At 67.6% G+C, this 21,968-nt stretch carries 21 protein-coding genes and 1 tRNA gene; 12 read left to right on the top strand and 10 right to left on the bottom strand.

All coding sequences use genetic code 11. The features are described from left to right. Nucleotides 1–79: 79 nt before the first annotated feature. From IMX13_RS16190 to IMX13_RS16180, 3 genes are read right to left on the bottom strand one after another with little or no spacing between them, the layout of a single operon-like run. Nucleotides 80–1,264 (bottom strand): ABC transporter permease, encoded by a 1,185-nt coding sequence (locus IMX13_RS16190; RefSeq protein WP_193396730.1) that lies wholly within the window; start codon nucleotides 1,262–1,264, stop codon nucleotides 80–82. Beyond that, nucleotides 1,261–2,007, bottom strand: a complete 747-nt coding sequence (locus IMX13_RS16185) for an ATP-binding cassette domain-containing protein (RefSeq protein ID WP_065174298.1) — start codon at nucleotides 2,005–2,007, stop codon at nucleotides 1,261–1,263. Before IMX13_RS16185 ends, IMX13_RS16190 begins: the two co-directional genes overlap by 4 nt. Next, entirely contained in the window at nucleotides 2,004–3,530 is a 1,527-nt protein-coding gene (locus IMX13_RS16180) for an alpha/beta fold hydrolase (RefSeq protein ID WP_193396729.1), read from the bottom strand. The genes IMX13_RS16185 and IMX13_RS16180 overlap by 4 nt, the downstream gene beginning before the upstream one ends. A 211-nt stretch (nucleotides 3,531–3,741) precedes the next feature. Here IMX13_RS16180 and IMX13_RS16175 point away from each other — a divergent pair, with 211 nt between their 5' ends. Together IMX13_RS16175 and IMX13_RS16170 are read left to right on the top strand one after the other, a co-directional pair. Further along, a complete protein-coding gene (locus IMX13_RS16175) occupies nucleotides 3,742–4,242 on the top strand; it encodes a DUF1203 domain-containing protein (RefSeq protein WP_193396728.1) in 501 nt (166 codons plus the stop codon). A 213-nt stretch (nucleotides 4,243–4,455) separates the two neighbouring features. Next, nucleotides 4,456–5,625 (top strand): lytic polysaccharide monooxygenase, encoded by a 1,170-nt coding sequence (locus IMX13_RS16170; RefSeq protein ID WP_193396727.1) that lies wholly within the window; start codon nucleotides 4,456–4,458, stop codon nucleotides 5,623–5,625. Between the two features lie 50 nt (nucleotides 5,626–5,675). Here IMX13_RS16170 and IMX13_RS16165 read toward each other — a convergent pair whose 3' ends face one another. Further along, nucleotides 5,676–6,425, bottom strand: a complete 750-nt coding sequence (locus IMX13_RS16165; protein WP_080375334.1) for a ferredoxin--NADP reductase — start codon at nucleotides 6,423–6,425, stop codon at nucleotides 5,676–5,678. An 84-nt stretch (nucleotides 6,426–6,509) separates the two neighbouring features. Here IMX13_RS16165 and IMX13_RS16160 point away from each other — a divergent pair, with 84 nt between their 5' ends. The 4 genes from IMX13_RS16160 (at nucleotide 6,510) to IMX13_RS16145 (ending at nucleotide 10,205) form a co-directional block, all read left to right on the top strand. After that, nucleotides 6,510–7,478 carry an ABC transporter ATP-binding protein gene (locus IMX13_RS16160; RefSeq protein WP_164150561.1) on the top strand — a complete coding sequence of 323 codons (969 nt, stop codon included), beginning with the start codon at nucleotides 6,510–6,512 and terminating at the stop codon, nucleotides 7,476–7,478. Then, on the top strand, nucleotides 7,475–8,266 hold the full coding sequence (locus IMX13_RS16155) for an ABC transporter permease (protein ID WP_053519566.1): 792 nt from the start codon (nucleotides 7,475–7,477) through the stop codon (nucleotides 8,264–8,266). The genes IMX13_RS16160 and IMX13_RS16155 overlap by 4 nt, the downstream gene beginning before the upstream one ends. A 71-nt stretch (nucleotides 8,267–8,337) precedes the next feature. Then, nucleotides 8,338–9,276 (top strand): 2-dehydropantoate 2-reductase, encoded by a 939-nt coding sequence (panE, locus tag IMX13_RS16150; protein ID WP_053519584.1) that lies wholly within the window; start codon nucleotides 8,338–8,340, stop codon nucleotides 9,274–9,276. Further along, nucleotides 9,273–10,205 carry an epimerase gene (locus IMX13_RS16145; protein WP_262100238.1) on the top strand — a complete coding sequence of 311 codons (933 nt, stop codon included), beginning with the start codon at nucleotides 9,273–9,275 and terminating at the stop codon, nucleotides 10,203–10,205. Before panE ends, IMX13_RS16145 begins: the two co-directional genes overlap by 4 nt. On the opposite strand, the gene IMX13_RS16140 is transcribed toward IMX13_RS16145, so the two are convergent. Beyond that, the gene (locus tag IMX13_RS16140) at nucleotides 10,196–11,008 is read right to left on the bottom strand and encodes a TatD family hydrolase (protein WP_065174512.1); all 813 of its coding nucleotides are present in this window, start codon (nucleotides 11,006–11,008) and stop codon (nucleotides 10,196–10,198) included. The two genes, IMX13_RS16145 and IMX13_RS16140, sit on opposite strands and share 10 nt — an antisense overlap. Before the next feature lie 67 nt (nucleotides 11,009–11,075). On the opposite strand from IMX13_RS16140, the gene hrpB reads away from it, so the two are divergent. Together hrpB and IMX13_RS16130 are read left to right on the top strand one after the other, a co-directional pair. Then, complete coding sequence (gene hrpB / locus IMX13_RS16135) at nucleotides 11,076–13,580, top strand: ATP-dependent helicase HrpB (RefSeq protein ID WP_193396726.1); 2,505 nt, start codon at nucleotides 11,076–11,078, stop codon at nucleotides 13,578–13,580. 118 nt (nucleotides 13,581–13,698) lie between these two features. Next, nucleotides 13,699–14,088, top strand: coding sequence for a hypothetical protein (locus tag IMX13_RS16130; protein WP_053519564.1), 390 nt, complete (start codon nucleotides 13,699–13,701; stop codon nucleotides 14,086–14,088). Between the two features lie 59 nt (nucleotides 14,089–14,147). On the opposite strand, the gene IMX13_RS16125 is transcribed toward IMX13_RS16130, so the two are convergent. The 3 genes from IMX13_RS16125 to IMX13_RS16115 form a co-directional block, all read right to left on the bottom strand. Further along, nucleotides 14,148–14,687, bottom strand: coding sequence for a pseudouridine synthase (locus IMX13_RS16125; RefSeq protein WP_180876512.1), 540 nt, complete (start codon nucleotides 14,685–14,687; stop codon nucleotides 14,148–14,150). Nucleotides 14,688–14,755: 68 nt separating this feature from the next. Further along, nucleotides 14,756–15,016 (bottom strand): hypothetical protein, encoded by a 261-nt coding sequence (locus IMX13_RS16120; RefSeq protein ID WP_065174290.1) that lies wholly within the window; start codon nucleotides 15,014–15,016, stop codon nucleotides 14,756–14,758. A gap of 85 nt (nucleotides 15,017–15,101) precedes the next feature. Beyond that, complete coding sequence (locus IMX13_RS16115; RefSeq protein WP_193396725.1) at nucleotides 15,102–15,959, bottom strand: class I SAM-dependent methyltransferase; 858 nt, start codon at nucleotides 15,957–15,959, stop codon at nucleotides 15,102–15,104. 170 nt (nucleotides 15,960–16,129) lie between these two features. Here IMX13_RS16115 and IMX13_RS16110 point away from each other — a divergent pair, with 170 nt between their 5' ends. The 4 genes from IMX13_RS16110 (at nucleotide 16,130) to IMX13_RS16090 (ending at nucleotide 20,556) form a co-directional block, all read left to right on the top strand. Further along, nucleotides 16,130–17,086, top strand: coding sequence for an aldo/keto reductase (locus tag IMX13_RS16110; protein ID WP_180876485.1), 957 nt, complete (start codon nucleotides 16,130–16,132; stop codon nucleotides 17,084–17,086). A gap of 637 nt (nucleotides 17,087–17,723) precedes the next feature. Further along, nucleotides 17,724–17,797 (top strand) — tRNA-Gln (locus IMX13_RS16100). 357 nt (nucleotides 17,798–18,154) lie between these two features. Beyond that, a complete protein-coding gene (locus tag IMX13_RS16095) occupies nucleotides 18,155–19,279 on the top strand; it encodes a slipin family protein (protein ID WP_193396724.1) in 1,125 nt (374 codons plus the stop codon). Between the two features lie 56 nt (nucleotides 19,280–19,335). Next, nucleotides 19,336–20,556, top strand: a complete 1,221-nt coding sequence (locus IMX13_RS16090; RefSeq protein WP_065181439.1) for an RtcB family protein — start codon at nucleotides 19,336–19,338, stop codon at nucleotides 20,554–20,556. Between the two features lie 48 nt (nucleotides 20,557–20,604). Here IMX13_RS16090 and IMX13_RS16085 read toward each other — a convergent pair whose 3' ends face one another. Then, complete coding sequence (locus tag IMX13_RS16085) at nucleotides 20,605–21,507, bottom strand: NAD(P)/FAD-dependent oxidoreductase (protein ID WP_193396723.1); 903 nt, start codon at nucleotides 21,505–21,507, stop codon at nucleotides 20,605–20,607. Then, the gene (locus tag IMX13_RS16080; RefSeq protein ID WP_053518119.1) at nucleotides 21,497–21,952 is read right to left on the bottom strand and encodes an Rrf2 family transcriptional regulator; all 456 of its coding nucleotides are present in this window, start codon (nucleotides 21,950–21,952) and stop codon (nucleotides 21,497–21,499) included. Before IMX13_RS16080 ends, IMX13_RS16085 begins: the two co-directional genes overlap by 11 nt. Between the last annotated feature and the right edge of the window lie 16 nt (nucleotides 21,953–21,968).

The raw sequence follows: 21,968 nt of genomic DNA, 5'->3' as shown, positions 1-21,968 counted from the left end.
AACCTGAAAACAGCGAGGCCCGGCATGACCGGGCCTCGTTCCGTATCCGCCGGGCAGGGCCCGGCGCTTCCACTGGCGGTCAGCCGGAAATCGCCAGGCGTTCGTTGTGGTAGCGGCGCACGGCGGCAAACCACAGCAGTGCGGCCAGACCGAGACTGGCGCCCAGATAGATCGCCCAGACGCTGGGACTGATCACTTCGTGGCGGATGACCTTCAGCAGCATCTGGTTCTGCGACAGGAACGGCACCGCGTACTGCCACAGCTCGCTCTTCAGCGGGTAGGCGACCAGCGCGTAGCCGGGCAGCATCGGCAGCAGCATCAGCCAGGTCATGTGGCTCTGCGCTTCCTTCATGCTCTTGGCCGCAGCCGACAGGAAGGTCAGCAGCGAGGTACCGATCAGCAGCATCGGCAGCATCACCAGCAGCATCTGCAGCATCGAGCCGACATTCATGTTGAACTGGCGGCCGATGTTGCCCGGGGCGATCTGCGCGCTGACCTTGAAAGCCACCAGGGTCAACAGCAGCGACGCGAAGCCGACCACGCAGGCGGCGGCGATCTTGCCACTGACGATCGCGCTGCGAGAGCCGGGCGTTGCCAGCAGGGGCTCGAGTGACTGCCGCTCGCGTTCGCCAGCGGTGGCGTCCATCACCAGATAGGCGCCGCCGATGAACGAGGTCAGGGTCAACAGCACCGGCAGCAGCATCGACAGGATCATGCCCCGTTTCGCTTCGGCACTGGCCAGATCCTGGCTGCCCACGTCCAGCGGACGCGCGACCTGGGCATCCACGCCGCGTGCCATCAGCCGCAGTGCGCCCACCTGGCCGTTGTAGGTGGCCAGCGCCGCTTCCAGGCGTGCGCTGGGCACTTCGGCGGCACGCCGGGTGCTGTCCTTGATCACCTCCACCAGCGCCGGCCTGCCCGCGGCCCAGTCCTCGCCGAAGTCATCGCTGATGCGCAGCGCGACGTCGATGTCCTGGTTGCGGATGGCCGCAGCCAGGTCCTTGGGTGCTGCGCTGGCGTTGAGCCCCTGCGCGGCCAGGAAGCGGACCAGGTTCGGTGCGTTGTCCGCGCCGATGGTCGGAATCTGCAGCGGTTGCTCGATCTGCGTGCGCACGCGGCTCTCGGCCAGCTTGCCCATGCCCAGCAGCAGCACCGGGTACAGCAGCGGACCGAACAGCAGGGTCAGCAGCAGCGTGCGGCGGTCACGGGAGAGATCACGCAGCTCCTTGCGCATCACCGTCATCAGGGTCGACATCATGCTCATGCGTGCAGGCCCTCTTCGCTGCCGATCAGTTTCACGAACGCATCTTCCAGATTGGCTTCGCCGGACTGCGCGCGCAGCTCATCGGCACTGCCGGCGGCCATGACCGTGCCCTTGGCGATGATCACGATGTGGTCGCACAGTGCAGCCACCTCCTGCATGATGTGGCTGGACAGAATCACGCACCGCCCTTCCTCACGAAGTCCCAGCAGGAACCGGCGCAGTGCACGGGTGGTCATCACATCCAGGCCGTTGGTCGGCTCGTCGAGGATCACGTTGCGCGGATCGTGCACGAGTGCGCGCGCGATCGCGGTCTTGGTGCGCTGGCCCTGCGAGAAGCCATCGGTCTGGCGGTCGAGGATGTCGCCCATGTCCAGCGCCTGCGACAGCACGTCGATGCGCTCGCGGATGCGTGCTTCGGACAGGCCGTGCAGCCGGCCGAAATAGGCGATGTTCTCGCGCGCGGTCAACCGCTTGTAGACGCCCCGCGCATCGGGCAGCACGCCCAGGTGGCGACGGACCTCCACGGGATTGCGCGCGGCATCGATGCCATCGACGCTGATGCTGCCCTGGTCAGGCGTCATCAGGGTGTACAGCATGCGCATGGTGGTGGTCTTGCCGGCACCGTTCGGGCCAAGCAGACCGGTGATGCGACCGTCCTCGGCGCGGAAGCCGACATCGGCCACTGCCTGGATGCGGCCGGTGCGGGTATCGAAGGCCTTGTGCAGGTTGTCGGCGACGATCATGGTTCCCATCCGTTGAACGAGGTGAACGCCGGCACGTAGCTCAGCGTGTCCAGGCAGCTGGCATCCAGCGCCTTGGCATCGGTGCTGTCGATGAACTGGCCCAGCAGGCGGGGCATGCAGCCGGCGGAGAGCGTGCCGTGGCCCTGGCCGCGCGCGACCAGTGCGCGCCCCTGCGGCAGCCCCTTGAGCACCTGTGCGGCGTAGCGCGGTGGCGTGACCGGGTCCAGTTCACCGGACAGCAGCAGCGCCGGCACCTCGCTGCGCAGCGGTGCGGCATCCGCGGCGGGGGCCGCGGTGTGCGGCCAGACAGCACACGGCGCGAAGAAGGCGCTGGCCACCTCGTTACCGAACAGGCGCTCGGCATTGGCGGCTGGCGCGTGGTAGCGCGGAGCGTCCTCGCTGCAGATCACCGACCACTGCATGCCGCGGTTGATCTGGAAGCCCATGCTGCGGTTGGCACCGCGTGCCAGCGAGGCGAGCGGTGCGTAGCGGCCCTGCGCAGCCTCGTCCAGCACCAGCGGCAACAGCGAGGCGTACTGCGGAACATAGGAGAAGGCGAACGCCAGCCCCATCACGCTGTCCGGCGTCAGCACGTCGCGCCGCGGCGCATTCGTGCCGGGGTCACGGTAGTCAACAGTCACCGGCGCGGCGCGCAGCGTATCGAGTACGCCGCGCAGCTGTTTGCCGGTGTCGGTCGGAAAGCGCTTGCTGCACGCAGGATCTTTGCGGCACTGCGCCGACTGCAGATTGATCGCGTCTTCGAAGGTATTGGCGAAGTCCCCCCCGACCACCAGCTCGTTCGGAACGACGCCGTCGATGACGATGCTGCGGGTGTGCTGCGGATAGGCCGCGGCATAACGCTGGGCCACGCGGGTTCCGTAGGAACCGCCCACCAGGTTCAGCGCATCCACGCCCAGCGCAAGGCGCACGGCATCCAGATCGGCAACGGCGTCGCGGGTGGTGTAGAACCGCGCATCGGCACGTCCCTGCAAAGAGCTTGCGCAGCGCTGGGCGTAGTCGCGCAGCAGCGCCTCGCTGGGGGGGGCCTCTTCGTCGAACGCCAGTTCCTTGCCATCTGCGCCCAGGCAGTTGAGCGGGTTGGAGCCACCGGTGCCGCGCTGGTCGATCAGGAAGATGTCGCGTTGCTTGCGAACCTGGCGCAGGGCGGTATCGACGATGACCGCCACCTCGCTGGCCGCCTGCCCGGGCCCGCCGGCCAGGAAGAACACCGGATCCGGTTGGCCGGAGCCACTGTTGCCCGATTCCAGCCAGGCGATACGGAGGTTGATCTTCCGCCCTTGCGGCTGCGCCCTGTCCTCGGCCACCTGCAGGGTGGCGCACTGTGCCTCGACGTTGGCGCTGGCGCCCATCGTGGTCAATGTGCAGGGCTGGAAGTCGATCTGTCCGTAGCGGCGGCCGGGCGTTTCCGCCGCCGCATCGGCGCTGCCGGAAGGCGCTGCGCCGCAACCGGCAAGCAGCAGGCTGGCCAGCGCGCCGGCCAGTGCGAGGTGGTGTCTTTGCATCGTGCTCGTTTCCCCTGGAAGACGTTCCTGTCGACCACGACGGGCTGCCGCGGAAGATGTGACCCAACTTACACGGGCAGGAGGCTGGCGGCGATGGGCAATCGTCACTGGAAAGCCAGGCCCATGTCGGCCGGATCGAATGCGGCGTCGCATCATGGCGAGCAGCGCAGCCGTCGGCCACGCAGACTCATGGCGAACCCAGGAGATTCCCATGAACGCGTGGTACCTCAGCGGCCTCGATCACCGCCCCTTCCAGCACCTGTTCGAACAGAGCGACCGCGCGCTGGCTGCGCAGGGCATCCTGCGACGCTGGGCCGGGGATCTCGGCGGCCATCCGTGCCGGGTCAGCCTGTCCGACCCCCCAAGTGGCGCCGAACTGCTTCTGCTGCCCCATACCCACCTGGCCACGCACTCGCCCTATCGCGCGTCCGGTCCGATCTTCGTGCAGCGCGGCGCTACGCGCTGCGTCCTGCCCGCCGGGGTCGTTCCGCCCTACGTCGAGCGACGGCTTATCTCACTGCGCGCCTACGACGAGGATGCACTGATGATCAGCGGGCAGGTCTGCCCCGGCAACGAGGTCGGGGTACAGCTCGATGTGCTGTTCGCCGATCCCGCGGTGGCCTTCGTGCAGTTGCACAACGCAGGCTACGGGTGTTTTTCGTGCCAGGCGGACCGGGTGGATCAGGACGCGCTGACACACGGCGTCGCGTGATCGGCACCACGCACGACGCGTGACCTTCTGCGCATCCGTTCAGGCCTGCGTGAAGCCTGTGGGAAAGGCTTCACGCAGGCAGTCACGGAACGGCACTTCCAAGGTACCGCGCGATGCAACGCACCTCGATACTCGCCGAGGTGCCGCCGACCGTCCGCTGCGCAGCGCAACGCCTGCGGTCACCGTTCCCATCGACGACCACAAGGATGCGCCATGTCATTCCGATCCACACGTGTAGTGCTGGCCAGCTCATTCGCAGCCGCCGGCCTGATCTGCCTGGCCAGCAGCGCATTCGCGCACGGCACCATGACCACGCCGGCCAGTCGCGTCTACGCCTGTTTCCAGGGCAATCCGGAGAATCCAACCAACCCGGCCTGCGCCGCCGCGAAAGCACTCGCCGGCTCGCAGGCGTTCTACGACTGGAACGGCATCAACCAGGCCAACGCCAATGGCAACCATCAGGCCGTCGTACCCGACGGCACGCTGTGCAGCGGCAACAACCCGACCTTCCGCGGCCTGGATCTGAACCGCAGTGATTGGCAGACCACGCCGATCCAACCCGATGCGAACGGCAGGTTCACCTTCGTGTTCAAGGCCACCGCACCGCATGCCACGCGTGACTGGCGATTCTTCGTTACCCGCGAAGGCTGGACACCGGGCAGTCCTCTGCGCTGGGCGGACCTGCAGGAGTTCTGCACACTGGGCAACACTCCGCTGTCCGCCGATGGCACGTACAGGCTGCAGTGCCCGCTGCCACAGCGCACGGGCCAGCACGTGATCTACAACACGTGGCAGCGCGCGGATTCGACCGAAGCGTTCTACACCTGCATGGATGTGCGTTTCGAGGGCGACAGCACTCCCCCGGCATCGCAGTGGCAGGATGCCGGCCCGCTCACCGCGCGTGGCGATCTGCCGGTCGGCACCGTCCTGGTGCTGCGCGTGTTCAACGCCAGCGGCAACGATGTGGAGCGGGTGGAGGCCACACTGGCCAGCGGCGAGACGGCGGCCGCGCAGTGGCCGCTGGTGCTGGCCCGCAAGGTCAATGGCGCCAGCCAGCACGCTCGGGTGGGCGTACTGTCCAACGGCACGATCACGCCGACGGCGTCGGCGACCGGCAACCGGGTCTATCTGAAGGAAGGCAACCGCTTCCAGCTGGACACCCGGGTACCCGATCCGGGCACGCCTTCGCCGGGCGGCGACTTCGACTACGTGTACCCGGCAGGCATCGGCAGCTATGTGCCCGGGCAGACCGTGGTGAAGGGCAGCGATGGCCGGCTGTACGCCTGCCGCCCGTTCCCTGAAGGCGCGTGGTGCAACGTCAACGCCGACGCGTACCGGCCGGGCGTGGGCGCAGCCTGGCGTGATGCCTGGGTGCCGTACTGAGACCGGCGCGGCCTGCGGGAGGCGGCTGGCGCCGCCTCTCCGCAGCGCACTCACTTGCTGCTGACGTACTTCTCGCGGCGGATCTGCGGGTTGCCCAGCCCGGCCGCCTTGAGCAGCTCGGCGCAGGCATCGACCATGTCCGGGTTGCCGCACAGGTAGGCGATATCGGTGGCCGGGTCCGGCGTGAAACCAGCCAGGGCCTGCTGCACGTAGCCATGATGGACGTCGGCGTGGGCCTGTTCCGGCAACTCCCGCGACAGGCACGGAACATAGCGGAAGTTCGCGTGTTTTTCGGCGAAACTGTAGAAATCTTCGCTGTACAGCAGTTCGCCCGGGCTGCGTGCACCCTGCAGCAGAACGACCTGCACGCCGCGTTCGGTCATGGCCCTTTCCAGCAGTGGCAGCATCGAGCGATAGGGGGTCACGCCGGTACCGGTGGCGATCAGCAGATAGCGCGCGTTGTGATCGCCGGGGTTCAGGCAGAACCGCCCGTACGGGCCGGACGCGCTGATCTGGCCGCCCGTTTCCAGCGCCTCGAACAGGGCCGTAGCGGCGCCGCCGGGCACGAAACTGACCGCGATATCCACGGCTTCGCCGGGCCCCAGTGCGTGATCATGCAGGGTGGCCAGGGAATAGCTGCGCTTGGTCTCGGTGCCATCGGCGTAGCTGAAATGGACCTGGATGAACTGGCCGGGCTGGAAATCCAGCGGCTGGCCATCGTCGCGCACGAACTGGTAGTGGCCGACGGTCGGGGCCAGCATGCGGCGGCCGACCAGCTTGAGGGGGAATTGAACAGGCACGACTTTTCGGGACAGTGTGTAGCCGGGGCAAGCCCTCGGGGTCTTCTATAATAGCCCTTCCCCGCCCCTCTCCAGCGCCAGCCCATAGGCGCGAAGGCTTCGAGCTTGGCATCCCTGAACGATACGGCGCCCGCCCTGCGCGTGCGCGACCTGCGCAAAACCTACGACAACGGAACCCAGGCCCTGAAGGGGGTCTCGCTGGAGGTCGCCCCGGGCGACTTCTTCGCCCTGCTGGGCCCCAACGGGGCTGGCAAGTCCACCCTGATCGGCATCATCAGCTCCCTGGTCAACCTCAGCGAGGGCCAGGTGGAGGTGTTCGGCAGCGACCTGGTGCGCAACCGCAGCGCGACCATGCGCCTGATCGGCCTGGTGCCGCAGGAGATCAACTTCAACCTGTTCGAAAAACCCTTCGACATTCTTGTGAACTACGCCGGCTTCTATGGCGTACCGCGCGAGGAAGCGGAGCAGCGCGCGGAAGAGGAACTCAAGCGTGCCCATCTGTGGGAGAAGGCGCAGGTGATGAGCCGCACCCTGTCCGGCGGCATGAAGCGCCGGCTGATGATCGCCCGCGCGATGATGACGCGTCCCCGCCTGCTGATCCTGGATGAGCCGACCGCGGGCGTGGACATCGAGATCCGCCGCGACATGTGGCGGGTGCTGAAGGAGATCAATGCGGCTGGCACGACGATCATCCTCACCACCCACTACCTGGAGGAGGCCGAGTACCTGTGCCGGCATCTGGCGATCATCAACCACGGCCGGATCGTCGAGCAGGGGCCGATGCGTGCGCTGCTGGCCAAGCTGGACGTGGAAGGCTTCCTGCTGGACATCGATGGCGATCTGCCGGTGCAGCTGCCGGCGATCGAGGGCGCAACCCTCAGCGCGCCCGACGCGCACACCCTGGACATCGACATGCCACGGGCGATGGATCTGAACCGCGTGTTCGCCGCGCTGAATGAAGCCGGCATCCGCGTGCGCTCGATGCGTACCAAGAGCAACCGACTGGAGGAGCTGTTCGTGCGCCTCACCGGCAACCAGGAGAAATCCGCATGAGCACCACCGAGCTGACCGACGGCCAGCGCAACCGCGTCGCGCTGCTGACCATTGTGCGCCGCGAAGTGACCCGGATCATGCGCATCTGGGGCCAGACGCTGGTGCCGCCGGCGATCACCATGACCCTGTACTTCCTCATCTTCGGCGGCCTGATCGGCTCGCGCGTGGGCGAGATGGGCGGGTACAGCTACATGCAGTTCATCGTGCCCGGGCTGGTCATGATGAGCGTGATCCAGAACAGCTACGGCAACATCAGCTCGTCCTTCTTCGGCGCCAAGTTCGGCCGCCACGTGGAAGAGCTGCTGGTGAGCCCGATGCCGAACTGGGTGATCCTGTGGGGTTACGTGGCCGGTGCGGTACTGCGCGGCCTGATGGTCGGCGTGATCGTGCTGATCATCGCGATGTTCTTCACCCCCGTGCGCATCCCGCACCCGCTGGTGACACTGACCACGGTGCTGCTGGGCGCTACCATCTTCTCGCTGGCCGGCTTCATCAATGCCGTGTACGCGAAGAAGTTCGACGACGTGGCGATCGTTCCGACCTTCATCCTGACCCCGCTGACCTATCTGGGCGGCGTGTTCTATTCGGTGAAGCTGCTGCCGGCCTGGGCTGAAGCAGCGACCCATGCGAACCCGATCTTCTACATGGTCAACGCGTTCCGCTACGGCCTGCTGGGCAGCAGTGACGTGCCGCTGTGGGTCGCGTATGCGCTGATGATCGGCTTCGTGGTGGTGCTGACGGCGGTGGCGCTGTGGCTGCTGCGCCGCGGCGTGGGCATGCGCAGCTGAGCGCCGATCGCCGGGGTCGCGATCCCCGGCACACCCGCAACATTGGTTCCGCAGACAACGGTGAACGTGCAATGCGCATCCTGATTCTCGGCGCCGGCGGTACCGGCGGTTACTTCGGCGGCCGTTTGGCCCAGGCCGGTGTGGACGTGACCTTCCTGGTCCGCCCTGCCCGCGCCGGGCAGCTTGCACGCGATGGACTGGTGATCCGCAGTCCAGTCGGCGATGCCGCCTTCCCGGTGCAGCACGTGACAGCCGATGCGCTGCCCGCGCTGGCCCGGGAGAGGCCCTTCGACCTGGTCATCCTCAGCTGCAAGGCCTACGACCTGGACAGCTCGATCGAGGCCATCGCGCCGGCGGTGGGCCCTCGCACCACCGTGCTGCCGATCCTCAACGGGCTGCATCACTACAACGATCTGGATGCACGCTTCGGCCGCGAGGCGGTGCTGGGTGGGCTGTGCTTCATCAGTGCGACCAAGGCACCGGACGGTGCGGTGGTGCATCTGGGGAAACCCGCCAAGCTCACCTTCGGGGAACGCGACGGTGGCGCGCTCTCGGCGCGCGTGCGTGCCTTCGCAGCCGCCTGCACGCAGGCCAACCTCGATCACCTGGCCAGCGAACGCATCGGCCAGGAGCAGTGGATCAAGTACACCTTCCTCACCGCGCTTGCCGCGGCGACCTGCCTGTTGCGCGCGGACATCGGCACGATTGTCGCGACCGATGATGGCACGGCCATCGTGCAGGGCCTGTACGACGAGTGCCTGGCCGTGGCGGAGGCGGCCGGTGAGGCAGTCCCGGCGGCAGCGCAGGACACTGCGCGCGGCACGTTGACCCAGGCCGGCTCGGCATTGAAGGCCTCGATGTTGCGTGACCTGGAGGCCGGGCAGCAGGTGGAGGCCGGTCACATCGTCGGTGACATGCTGGCGCGTGCACGCAGCGCCGGCCAGCAGGGCGTGCTGCTGCAGGTCGCCTACAGCAGCCTGCAGGCCTACCAGGCGCAGCGCCGGGCGTGAGCCTGACGCTGCCGGCCGGTCCGTTGCCCGGACGGGTGCTGATCCTGGGCATGGGCTGGAGCGGGCGCGTACTGGCGGCTCGCCTGGAAGCGCTGGGCGTGCAGGTCGCCGGCACCGTACGCGATCCGGCCACGGCAGCCGTCGATGGCCTGCGCTGCCATCGACTCTGCGCTGGAACAGCACCTGCACCCGCGCTTCTGGATGACATCGCGCGCGCCGATGCGGTGCTGGGCAGCATACCGCCCGATGCCGACGGCGACCCGGCAGTGCGCATGCTGCGCACGGCACTGGAAGACAGTCCCGCATTGCAGTGGGTGGGCTATCTGTCGTCAACGTCGGTGTACGGCGACCGCCAGGGCGGCTGGATCGATGCGGACAGCGTGGCCGACGCCACCGGGCCTGCGGGCCTGCAGCGCCTGCGCGCGGAGTCGCAATGGCGCGCACTGGCCAGCCGGCGCGGCATCGCCTCGGCAGTGTTCCGGCTGCCCGGGCTGTATGGTCCCGGCCGCAATGCACTGGTGCAGCTCGCGCAGGGGCGTGCCCGCCATGTGCTGAAGCCGGGCCTGCTGTTCAACCGCCTGCATGTACAGGACCTGGTGGCGGTGATCATCGCGGCGATGCGGCGACCCACCCTGCAGGCGCTGTACCTGCCCAGCGACGATGAGCCCGCACCGCCACAGGACGTGCTGGCCTTCGCCGCGCAGCTGGGAGGCTTTGCGATGCCACCGGCAATGGCGTGGGACGACCCGGCGCTGAGCCCGGCCCTGCGCCGCTTCTACGAAGGCAGCAAGCGCATCGACAGCCTCGGTACGCGCGAAGCGCTGGGGTGGGCGCCGCAGTTTCCGACGTATCGGGAAGGGCTGACGGATCTTGCCGCTTCACTCGCCGGGCATGGCCGAGCGTCACCGGATCCGGGCATTCACGGCTGACGTGTCGTGTCGGCGTCGGGCAGCCGGAAGAAGGCACGGGCTGCCGCCGTGGCATGGGCTGCGGTCAGCACGACATCCTCGCCACGATCACGGGCCAACTCCTCGACGATGTGAGAAAGGAACATCGGTTCGTTGCGGCGATCCTTCGGCATCGGCTTGAGCGTGCGCGGCAGCAGGTACGGCGCATCGGTCTCGATCATCAGGCGATCGGCTGGAATGCTCTTCACCAGCTCGCGCAGGTGCGCCCCGCGACGCTCGTCGCAGAGCCAGCCGGTGATGCCGATGTACCAGTCCTGGTCGAGGTAATCAAACAACTCCTCCCGTTCACCGGTGAAGCAGTGCACCACCGCCGGCCCAAGGCGACCCTCGAAGTTCTTCATCTGCGCCATGAAGTCGGCGTGCGCGTCGCGCTGGTGCAGGAACAGCGGCTTGCCGTTCTCCGCCGCCAGCTGCAGCTGGCGCTCGAACGCACGGTGCTGGGCAGGTCGCGGCGAGAAGTCACGGAAGTAGTCCAGTCCGCACTCGCCGACCGCCACCACTTCCGGGTGGGCATGCAGGGCGCGCATCTCTGCATCGCATTCTTCGGTGTACTCCACCGCATGATGCGGGTGTACGCCGGCCGTCGCATACAGGAATCCCGGATGCTGCTGGGCCAGCTGCAGCGCCAGCGGAGAGTGCTCGCGGCTGGCCCCCGTGACGACCATCTGCACCACCCCGGCCTGGCGGGCACGCTGCAGCACGGCGTCGCGGTCGCGGTCGAAGGAGTCGTGGGTCAGATTGGCGCCGATGTCGATCAGGTGCATGGTCATCGTGGAGGAAATGTGCCTGCGCATTGTACCCGTGCCCAGCGTGGCCCCTTATCCTTTGCGCATGGACGCCCCGCACTTCCCCATTTCTCCGCTGCTGCCGCAGATCCAGCAGCATCTGGCCGCACAGCCACGGCTCGTGCTGGAAGCACCACCGGGCGCCGGCAAGACCACCCAGGTACCGCTGGCGCTGCTCGATGCACCGTGGCTGCAGGGCCGCAGGATCATCCTGCTGGAGCCGCGCCGGGTGGCCGCGCGCAGCGCAGCGATGTTCATGGCAAGGCAGCTCGGCGAGGAGGTCGGCGATACCGTCGGCTACCGCATCCGCTTCGAGAACCGGGTGTCCGCGCGCACCCGCATCGAGGTGGTGACCGAAGGCATCCTGACCCGCATGCTGCAGGACGACCCGCTGCTGGAACAGGTGGGCGCGATCCTGTTCGACGAGTTCCATGAGCGCCACCTCAGCGGCGACCTGGGATTGGCACTGGCGCTGGACGTACAGGCACAGCTGCGCCACGACCTGCGGCTGGTGGTGATGTCGGCGACCCTGGATGGCGAGCGGCTGGCACGCTTCCTCGACGCACCCCGCTTGAGCAGCGAGGGCCGCAGCTACCCCGTCACGGTCAGCCACTTCCCGGCGCGTCGCGAAGAATCGCTGGAACTGCAGGTCCGCCGCGCAGTGCAGCAGGCGCTGGTCGAGCATCCGGGTGACGTGCTGGTGTTCCTGCCTGGCCAGCGGGAGATCGCCCGCGTGCAGGCCGGTCTGCAGGAATCGATCGGCGGCAACACCGAGGTCCTGGCACTGCATGGCGAACTGCCGGTGGAACAGCAGGCGCGCGTGCTGCAACCTGCAGATGAGGGCCGCCGCCGCGTGGTGCTGGCCACCAACGTGGCCGAATCCTCGGTGACCCTGCCCGGCGTGCGCGTGGTGATCGACAGCGGCCTGGCACGCGAGCCCCGCTATGACCCGAACAGCGGCTTCACCCGCCTGGACGTGGTGGCCATTGCGCAGGCCTCGGCCGACCAGCGTGCCGGTCGTGCCGGCCGCGTGGCCGAGGGCGTGGCCTGGCGCCTGTGGCCGCAGTCGCAGCGGCTGGAGCCTCAGCGGCGTGCCGAGATCGACCAGGTCGAACTGGCAGGACTGGCGCTGGAGCTGGCGGCGTGGGGCAGCAGCGACCTGCGCTTTCTCGATCCGCCCCCAAGCGGACCGATGGGTGCGGCGCGCGAGCTGCTGCACCGCCTGGGCGCGTTGTCGGAGTCGGGCGCGATCACCGCCTTGGGCCGACGCGTGCTGGCGCTGGGTACCCATCCACGCATGGCCGCGATGCTGCTCGCCGCCCCTGACCCGCAGGCACAGGCGCTGGCGGCCGATCTGGCGGCGCTGCTGGAAGCACGCGACCCCCTGCGCCAGGGCGGCGATGCACTGGCGGCACGCTGGCGCGCGCTGGCCGCGTTCCGTGCTGGCCGCGCGCCGGCCGATGCCAGTCGTGGTGGACTGGCTGCCATTGATGCCGCCGCGCGCCAGTGGCGGCGTCGGCTGCGCTGCGATGCCGCGCCCCCTGCCAGCATCGAAGCGCACGCGCTGGGCGATCTGCTGGCGCACGCTTTTCCCGATCGTATCGGCTTCCAGCATCCGGGCGATCCGCTGCGCTACCTGCTCGCCAACGGGCGCAGCGCGCGCCTGCATGAACTGAGCGATCTGCGTGGCGAACCGTGGCTGGTCGCCAGCGAACTGCGTTTCGAGGCCCGCGATGCGCTGCTGCTGCGCGCCGCGCCGGTCGATGAGGACCATCTGCGCAGGATCTACCCGCAGCGCTTCGTCACCGCCGACACCGTGCGCTGGGACGGCGAACGGCGTGCGCTGGTCGCATTGCGCGAAACCCGCTTCGATCGCATCGTGCTGGACAGTCGCTCGGCGGGCCGGGTCGATCCGGAACACGCGGCCAGCGCCTTGACCGAGGCTGTTGCCGAGCTCGGCCTGCAGGCATTGCCGTGGACCGAGGCCCTGCGCCAATGGCAGGCACGGGTGGAGTCGCTGCGTCGCTGGATGCCCGAGCTGGAGCTGCCCGACTGCAGCGATGCCACGCTGCTCGCCACCCGCGCGCAGTGGCTGCAGCCTGCGTTTGCCGGCAAGAGCCGCCTCGATGCGCTGGACGAAGCCAGCTTCGCAGAAGCGCTGAAGTCGCCCCTGGCATGGTCACAGCGGCAGCTCGTGGAGCGGCATGCGCCAACCCGCATCACTGTGCCCTCCGGGCTGGAGCGGCCCATCACCTATGCACTGGACAGCGAGTCCGGCGAACCGCTGCCACCGGTGCTGGCCGTGAAGCTGCAGGAGTTGTTCGGGCTGGCAGACACGCCCCGCATCGCCGATGGGCGCGTGCCACTGACCCTGCACCTGCTGTCACCCGGCGGTCGTCCGCTGCAGGTCACCCAGGACCTGCGCAACTTCTGGGAAAACACCTATGCCGAGGTGAAGAAAGAGATGAAGGGCCGCTATCCCCGCCATCCCTGGCCGGACGACCCGTGGACAGCCACCGCCACCCACCGGGCCAAACCACGCGGAACATAGCAATCCTGCCTGATCCTGAATGGAGCGCGTAGAGTCACGCCGTGTGACTGCCCGACTGACATACCGTTTACGGGCAACGCGCCACACTGGACTTCGACCCGAGGCAAAGGACCCCCGCATGAGCAGACTGACCGTGATTACCGACCGCGCCCTGGAGCGCGCCCTGGACCTGGCCCACACCGCGGGCGACGGCCTGAAGAGTGCCGGCGGCAGCCTGCGCCATCTGGGCCCGCAGGCCAGCGACTGGATCAAGACGGGAGCCGCACTCGGCGCAGTGAAGACCGGTGGCAAGGTTGCCACCAAGTTCGCCCGCCGCAATCCGGCAGTGACCATCGCCGCCGCGGCAGTGGGTGTGGGTCTGCTCGGCTACGCCCTGTATCGCAAGCAGCAGAAGAAGAAGGCGGCCAATGGTCACGTCGTCGATGGCCAGGCGCAGCGCATCAGTGCCCGCGACCGCCGCAACGACACCGTGGTCGACGAGCACAGCGATATCGGCAGCGACGCCTGAGGCAGGCGGCTGCATCCGGGCCGGAGATCGCCTGTGGGTGATCTCCGGCCCATTTCGTTTCAGCCGATCTGCCGCCACTGTCCGGGGCGCAGATCATCCAGCCGGTAAGGACCCATTGCCACCCGCACCAGGCGCAGGGTGGGCAGGTTCACGGCGGCGGTCATCCGCCGTACCTGGCGGTTGCGCCCTTCGCGGATCGTGATCGCCAGCCAGGTATCGGCAACGGTCTTGCGGAAACGCACGGGCGGATCGCGCGTCCACAGCTCCGGCGCGGGATCGAGCCGTTCGACCTTCGCCGGCAGGGTCGGCCCGTCATTGAGGATCACGCCGCTGCGCAGGCGCTGCAGCTGGTCCTCGCCAGGCGTGCCTTCCACCTGCACCCAGTAGGTCTTGTCGGCCTTGTGCTTCGGGTCGGTCAACCTGTGCGCCAAGGGGCCGTTGTCGGTCAGCAGCAGCAGGCCTTCACTGTCATGATCCAGCCGGCCGGCTGCATACACACGCGGCGGCAGGCCGAACCCCGCCAGGGTCGGGCGCGGCGGGACGCTGCGATCGGTGAACTGGCACAGCACATTGAACGGCTTGTTGAAGGCAATCAGCATCGCAGGCACGGCAGGCGGTGGATGCGGCATTGTCCCATCCCGGCGCTGCCATCGCGATCACGGGCGCCTCAGCCGAAGACCTTCCACTTCAGCAGGAACGAAACAAGCACCAGCGCAATGCCACAGGCCGATGCGATCGCCGCCCGCCGCCGCTGGGACGCCAATGGCGGGCTCGCACGGCGCGCGCGTTCATCCTGCAGGATGCCGATCAACAGCACCGCGAACCCCACCGCGCCCAGCAGGTCATAGGTATTGCCGCCATGGAAGGTGAAGTCGAACAGGCGTACCAGCACCAGTACTGCGATCACGATGTACAGGATCTTCTTCAACCGCTCACTCCTTTGACTGTCGCGCCGGGCCAGGCCCGGCGGATACACGTGTGTCCATTGCCGCTTGCGGCTGCGAGGCTTCGACTCAGGGCTTGATGAAGCGCAGGGTCATGCGATCGCTTTCGCCGATGGCCTGGTACTTCGCGGCGTCGGCCTTGTCATGCTGGTTGGTCGGCGGCAGGGTCCACACGCCGTTGGGATGATCCTTGGTGTCGCGCGGGTTGGCATTGATCTCGCTGCGCGCATCCAACCTGAAGCCGGCGGCCTCGGCCAAGGCGATCACCTGCTGCTGGCCGACATAACCAGTGTCATCATCGTCGGCCACATCGGCCTTGGCGCGGTGCTCCACCACGCCCAGCACGCCGCCCGGCTTGAGCACGTTGAAGAAGCCCTGGAACATGCCCTGCGCCTGGCCGGCCTTGCGCCAGTTGTGCACGTTGCGGAAGGTCAGCACCACATCGGCCGAGTTGGCCGGTCCGAACACCGGCGTGGCCGGATCGTAGGCGACCACGACTGCTTTGCCGAACTGTGCCGGCGCACCGGCGAACTTCTTTTCCAGGCCATCGCGGCTGCGCTGCTGGTAGTCGCGGCCACGACCTTCTGCCACCGCCATCGGGTCGACCACGGCTGCCACGTACCGGCCCTTGTCATGCAGCAGCGGCGCGAGGATTTCCGAATACCAACCGTTGCCCGGAGTGATTTCGATGACGGTCTTCTCCGGTGCCACCGAGAAGAAGGCCAGCGACTGTGCCGGATGACGGTAGCCATCACGCTTGACGTTGGCCGGATCACGGGTCGACGCCTTCACCGCAGCGTCGATGGCGGGCGATACCTGGATCTGCGCCGGCGCCACCAAGGTCGGCGCAGCGTACGCGGGCACGGCAGCAAGCAGGGCGGAAGCAAGCAACAGGCGGCAACCACGCAGGGACGAAGCAGGCATCATCGGGGCGACTCCAGCGGAATGATGCGGCGAGACTAGCAGTCACCGCGCGCCAGGTGTTCACAAATCGTTAGCCGCGCGCCCGTCGCGGAACACTGTTTTGTGGTCAGCGCCGCAGCGCGGTAACACAACGCGTTCTATTCTGGAGCACTTCCCCCAAGGAGACCGTGCCCATGACGGCAACCCGTGAACTGGGCCGTTCCGGCCTGCATGTACGTCCGCTCGCCTTCGGAGGCAACGTGTTCGGCTGGAGCGCCGACGAGAAGGCCAGCTTCGCCCTGCTCGATGCCTTCGTCGACGCCGGCTTCAACCTGGTCGACACCGCCGACGTGTACTCGGCCTGGGTGCCCGGCAATGCAGGCGGCGAATCGGAGACGCTGATCGGCAGGTGGTTCGCCCGCAGCGGCAAGCGCGAGAAGGTGGTGCTGGCGACCAAGGTCGGCAAATGGGCCGAGCGCCCGGGGCTGACCCCGGACAACATCAATGCGGCGGTGGAAGACTCGCTGCGTCGCCTGCAGACCGATGTGATCGATCTGTACCAGGCGCACGAGGATGATGAGTCGACACCGCTGGAAGCCACGCTGGCCGCGTTTGGTCGCCTGATCGAAGCCGGCAAGGTGCGCGCCATCGGTGCCTCCAACTACAGCGCCACCCGCCTGGCCGATGCGCTGAAGGTATCCACCGACTACAAGCTGCCGCGTTACGAAACCCTGCAGCCGGAGTACAACCTCTACGACCGCGCCGGCTACGAGACCGCGCTGGAACCGCTGGTGCAGCGCGAACAGATCGGCGTGATCGGCTACTACGCGCTGGCCAGCGGCTTCCTCAGCGGCAAGTACCGCACGGCAGCCGATGCGGGCAAAAGCCCGGCGCGGGGCGAGAACGTGGTGAAGCGTTATCTCAACCCGCGCGGCCTGCGCATCCTGGAAGCGCTGGATGACGTGGCCAGCAAGCACACTGCCAGCCCGGCACAGATCGCACTGGCATGGCAGATCGCACGGCCGTCGATCACCGCGCCGATCGTCAGCGCCACCAGCGTCGAACAGCTGCACGACCTGCTGGCCGCGGCGAATGTATCGCTGAGCGTGCAGGATGTCGCGCAGCTGGACGCGGCAAGCGCGGAAGGCTGAGATTGGCCGGGGGCGGTCGCCGGCATCGGGCAGAAGAAAATAATTCAACAAAATGGTTGCGCACGACTAAATCGTGGTTTATCGTGCGCACCTCGTTTCAACACCCGCCTGGATGTTTCCCTTGAACGCGCATTTCTCCGCCATCGCCACACTGCTGCCATGCCTGCGCATGGATGTGCTGGCGCGCGCGTCCGGCAAGGAAGCACTGCCCACAACGGCCTGATACCCGCCCTGCGGAGATCGGCCACCCCGATCTCCGAGGCTTGACGACGCCCTCGGAACGTATGTCCCGGGGGCGTTTTCGTTTGCGTCGGCACAAGGACCCGCGATGCCAGAACTGCACCCCGCGCGGCATTCCGCCGCACACTGATCGGCCATTACCTGCACGCCGGAGTTTATCTTCGCGCGCGCGGCCGTGCCCGGACATTATCTGCATTGCCTCACAACATTATCGCCCGCCGATAATGTCGATGGCCTGCACCCTCGATTTTCCAACGGTCCCGTTTCAATGGCGGGCTGGTGCGCGCGGCGCTGCCGTAGCGTATGCCGGAGGTCGCGGACATGCCCTCGCCTGGATCGCCTGCAGGTCGCAGGCGCCGGTTCGCCGGCACGCGGTTCGATTCCGCGCGATTCCCAACTGGATAGCTCAGCCTGGTCAGAGCAACGGATCCTGAGTCCGTCTGTCGTGGGTTCAATTCCCACTCCAAACCACATGACCTGTCACGTCATGAGTTGAAGCAACACCCGGGACGCACGTCCCAGCGGCCATCGTCGCCATCCACGGACATCGCCTTCGGGCCAAGAAGTGGAAGGCAACGGACCGCACGCCGGGCCCCGGTCCGCCGCCACTGCCCGCCTTGGTCCACCCCGGTGCTGCCTGCCGGCGACGCCCATGGCAGTACTGCCGGCGCACCGAAGGCTCCGCGCGCGGACCGTCCACCGGTGGCCGCCCTCTTCCGCGGCCTGCACGGGGTGTGCAGGCCGCCTCGCCACGACCTGATCGGCCCGGGTCGTGGTGATGGATTCCCATCGGGTCGAACCACCAGAGCCATACAAGGAGAGACTCCCATGTTCTGGACCATCAAGGTCGTGATCGGCGACGGCGAGCGCGGCCTGGTGTATCGCAACCGTCGTTTCCAGCAGGTGCTGCTGCCGGGCGTGCACCGCCTGCCGCGGTTCGGCGGCTCGCCGCAGGTGACCGTGCACAACGCATCGAAGGGCAGCGCCTACAACGGCAGCGACCAGGACAGCCTGATCGACGCGCTGGGAGCACAGCTGCACGAACACTTCGTGCTGGCCGATATCGGCGCCGCACAGGTGGGTCTGCTGCTGCGCAATGGCCGTATCGACGATGTCCTGCCGCCCGGCAGCCGCCATCTTTACTGGCGGGGTTCGGTCGAGACCGCGGTGCGCGTGATGGCCCTGGATGACGAACCGCGCGTGCCGGCCGACGTGCAGCAGCGCCTGGGCCAGTTGGGCGTACTGCCGCGCGTGGCGGTGATCAGCACCGTGCCGAGCGAGTCGGTCGGCCTGCTGTTCGTCGACGGTACGCTGCGACAGACCCTGGATGCCGGACTGCACGCGTTCTGGAATTTCAACGGCAACGTGTCGGTGGAGCGCGTCGAACTGCGTGCGCGTTCGCTCGACGTGTCCGGCCAGGAGCTGCTCAGCCGCGACAAGGTGACCCTGCGGGTGAACCTGGCCGCGACCGTGCAGGTGGTCGACCCGGTGCGTGCACACCGCACGCTCAGCAACGCCGACGAGTTCATCTACCGGCAGCTGCAGTTCGGGCTGCGCCAGGCAATCGCCACGCGCAGCCTGGATGAGCTGCTGGGCGAGAAGGCGGCGCTGGACGGTGAGATCGCCGCGCACGTGCGCGCCGCGATCGAGGGCCACGGTGTGCAGCTGCTGGGTGTCGGCATCAAGGACGTGATCCTGCCGGGCGAGATGAAGGAGATCCTCAACGGCGTGGTGCTGGCCGAGAAGCAGGCGCAGGCCAGCGTGATCCGCCGCCGCGAGGAGGCCAACGCCACCCGCTCGCAGCTCAATACCGCAAGGCTGATCGAGGACAACCCGGTGCTGATGCGGCTGAAGGAGCTGGAAGCGCTGGAGAAGGTCACCGAGAAGATCGACAAGCTCACCGTGTTCGGCGGCCTGGATGGCGTGCTGAAGCAGCTGGTGACGATGAAGTAGGGGGCTGGGGCGGCGCAGGGACGCGCCGCCGGCCCATCAAGGAGATGGATTGCAACATGGATACTCAACACACCTATCAATGGCTGCATGCCGAGGGCACCACGCCGATCAAGGGCTGGGTGAACGGCGTGCCGCTGGAAGCGCAGGCCCATGAGCAGCTGCGCAACATCGCCGCCATTCCATTCGTCGGGCCCTGGGTGGCCGTGATGCCGGACGTGCACCTGGGAAAGGGCGCGACCGTCGGCTCGGTGATCCCGACCCGCGGGGCGATCATTCCGGCGGCGGTGGGCGTGGACATCGGCTGCGGCATGGCCGCGGTGCGCACGACGCTGCAGGCCAACGACCTGCCCGATGACCTGCGGCAGCTGCGCAACAGCATCGAGCGCAGCATCCCGGTCGGCAACGGTCGCGGTGGCGAGCATCAGCGCATGCCCGACAGCATCCACACGCGGCTGGTGCAGTCCGGCCTGGCCGCTGGCCTGGAGAAGATCAAGGACAGGCATCGCCGGATCCGCACCGACAAGCTCGATCGCCAGCTGGGCACGCTGGGAGGTGGCAACCACTTCATCGAGCTGTGCCTGGATGAAACGGATGCCGTGTGGGTAATGCTGCACAGCGGCTCGCGTGGCACCGGCAACCTGATCGGCACGTACTTCATCGAGCAGGCGCGTCGCGAGCTGGAGCGCCGCGTGCTCGGTTTCCATCTGCCTGACAAGGACCTGGCCTTCTTCATGGAAGGCGAGCCGCTGTTCGACGACTACGTGGAGGCGGTGTCCTGGGCGCAGGACTATGCGCGGCACAATCGCGAGGCGATGATGGCGCGCGTGCTGGCCGAGATGCGGCATCGGTTGCCGCCGTTCCGGCTGGCGGCGATGGCCGTCAACTGCCACCACAACTACGTGCAGAAGGAAACGCACGCCGGGCAGGAACTGCTGGTCACCCGCAAGGGTGCGGTCAGTGCACGCCAGGGCGAGCTGGGCATCATCCCCGGCAGCATGGGCACGCGCAGCTACATCGTACGTGGCAAGGGCAATGCAGACAGTTTCCACAGCTGCAGCCACGGCGCAGGCCGGGTGATGAGCCGCGGCACGGCACGCGAGCGGATCACCCTGGCCCAGCACCGCGAGGCGACCGCGCATGTGGAATGCCGCAAGGACAGCGGCGTGCTGGATGAATCGCCGGCGGCGTACAAGTCGATCGACGATGTGATGGCCGCCCAGCTCGACCTGGTGGACGTGGTCCACACACTGCGCCAGGTGCTGTGCGTCAAAGGCTGATGGGGCGGGCCGGATGACGTTCAAGAGAGCGGAATCCGGCCCTTTCCGTCACCCCATGCTGTCTTCGCTGACCAGCGCGTGATGCACGCCGATCCCGGCACGCACCCCTTCGGCGGCGGCCAGGGTGATGTTGCCAACCGTGGTCGCGTCGCCTGCGGCGTACACATTCGGCACCGAGGTCTGCTTCATCGCGTCCACCTCGATCAGCACGCCGAGCGGGCTTTCGACCAGCGCGCAGCCCAGCTGCTGCACCAGCGGCGTGGCCATCGCCTGGGTGGCTGGAACGAACAGCGCGCGCTGGGCGATGCGACGGCCATCGGCCAGTTCCACTTCCAGCCAGGTCGGCTGGTCGCCCTGCACGGCAATCACCGGCGAGATCTCGATCTGCACGCCACGCTGCTGCATGGCCACGCGTTCCTCCTCACTGATCTCCCCCGCCTGGCTGAAGAAGGTGACATTGCCCCAGTCGGCGAACAGCGGTGCCTTGCCGGCCGACATCGGATGGCCGCCGAGCACGCCGATCGCTCCGCCGCCGACTTCGTAGCCATGGCAGTAGGGACAATGCAGCACGGTGCTGCCCCAGCGCTCGGCCAGGCCGGGCAGGTCCGGCAGCTGGTCACTGATGCCACTGGCCAGCAGCAGCTTGCGTGCGGCCAGCACCTGGCCATCCGCGGTGCGGACCTCGACACCGTCGGGGCTGGCGGTGGCGTGCGCGGCCTCGGCATGGATCCAGCGGACGCTGGGATAGTCCAGCAGCTGCTGGCGCGCCGTCTTCAACAGCTCGGCACCACTGATGCCGTCCAGGCCGAGGACGCCATGCGAATGGCTGGCCGCACGGTTGCGGGGCAGGCCGGCGTCGATGACGGTGACCGCGCGGCGTGCGCGGGCCAGGATCAGGCCCGCGGCGATGCCGGCGTAACTGCCGCCGACGATGATCACTTCAGGATTCATGGTGTCCTTCCAGGGAGCGGTGATGGGCGAGGTGGCGCGCGAACTCCGCGCCGAGCTGGTCGAGCGTGGTGGACTGCAGGCGGTGTTCCAGCAATCGCTGCGCTTCGCGGGCACCATCGAGCAGCGCCGAATCGACCAGTTGCTGGATCGGGCAGCCACGACCTGCGCCGCGTGTGCCGATCTGCACCAGCGGCGGTGCGCCGACCGCCAGGTAGATGTCGTGCAGGGTGATGCGGGTGGCATCGCGCGCCAGCTGGCTGCCACCGCCGTGCCCGCGTGTGCTGCGCACCAACCCGGCCTTGTGCATCTGTGCCAGCAGCCGGCGGATCACCACCGGATGGGTCGGCAGGCACATGGCCAGCTGTTCGGAGGTGCGCGGCCCCTGCTGGCCCACGAGATGGGCCATCACGTGCAGCGCGTCGGAAAGCGGGTTCGAGGATTTCATGTAACAACAATAGTTA

This window comes from Stenotrophomonas sp. B2 (assembly GCF_014947095.1).
GTDB lineage: Bacteria > Pseudomonadota > Gammaproteobacteria > Xanthomonadales > Xanthomonadaceae > Stenotrophomonas > Stenotrophomonas maltophilia_P.
This window is presented reverse-complemented; position numbering and strand designations above follow the sequence as displayed.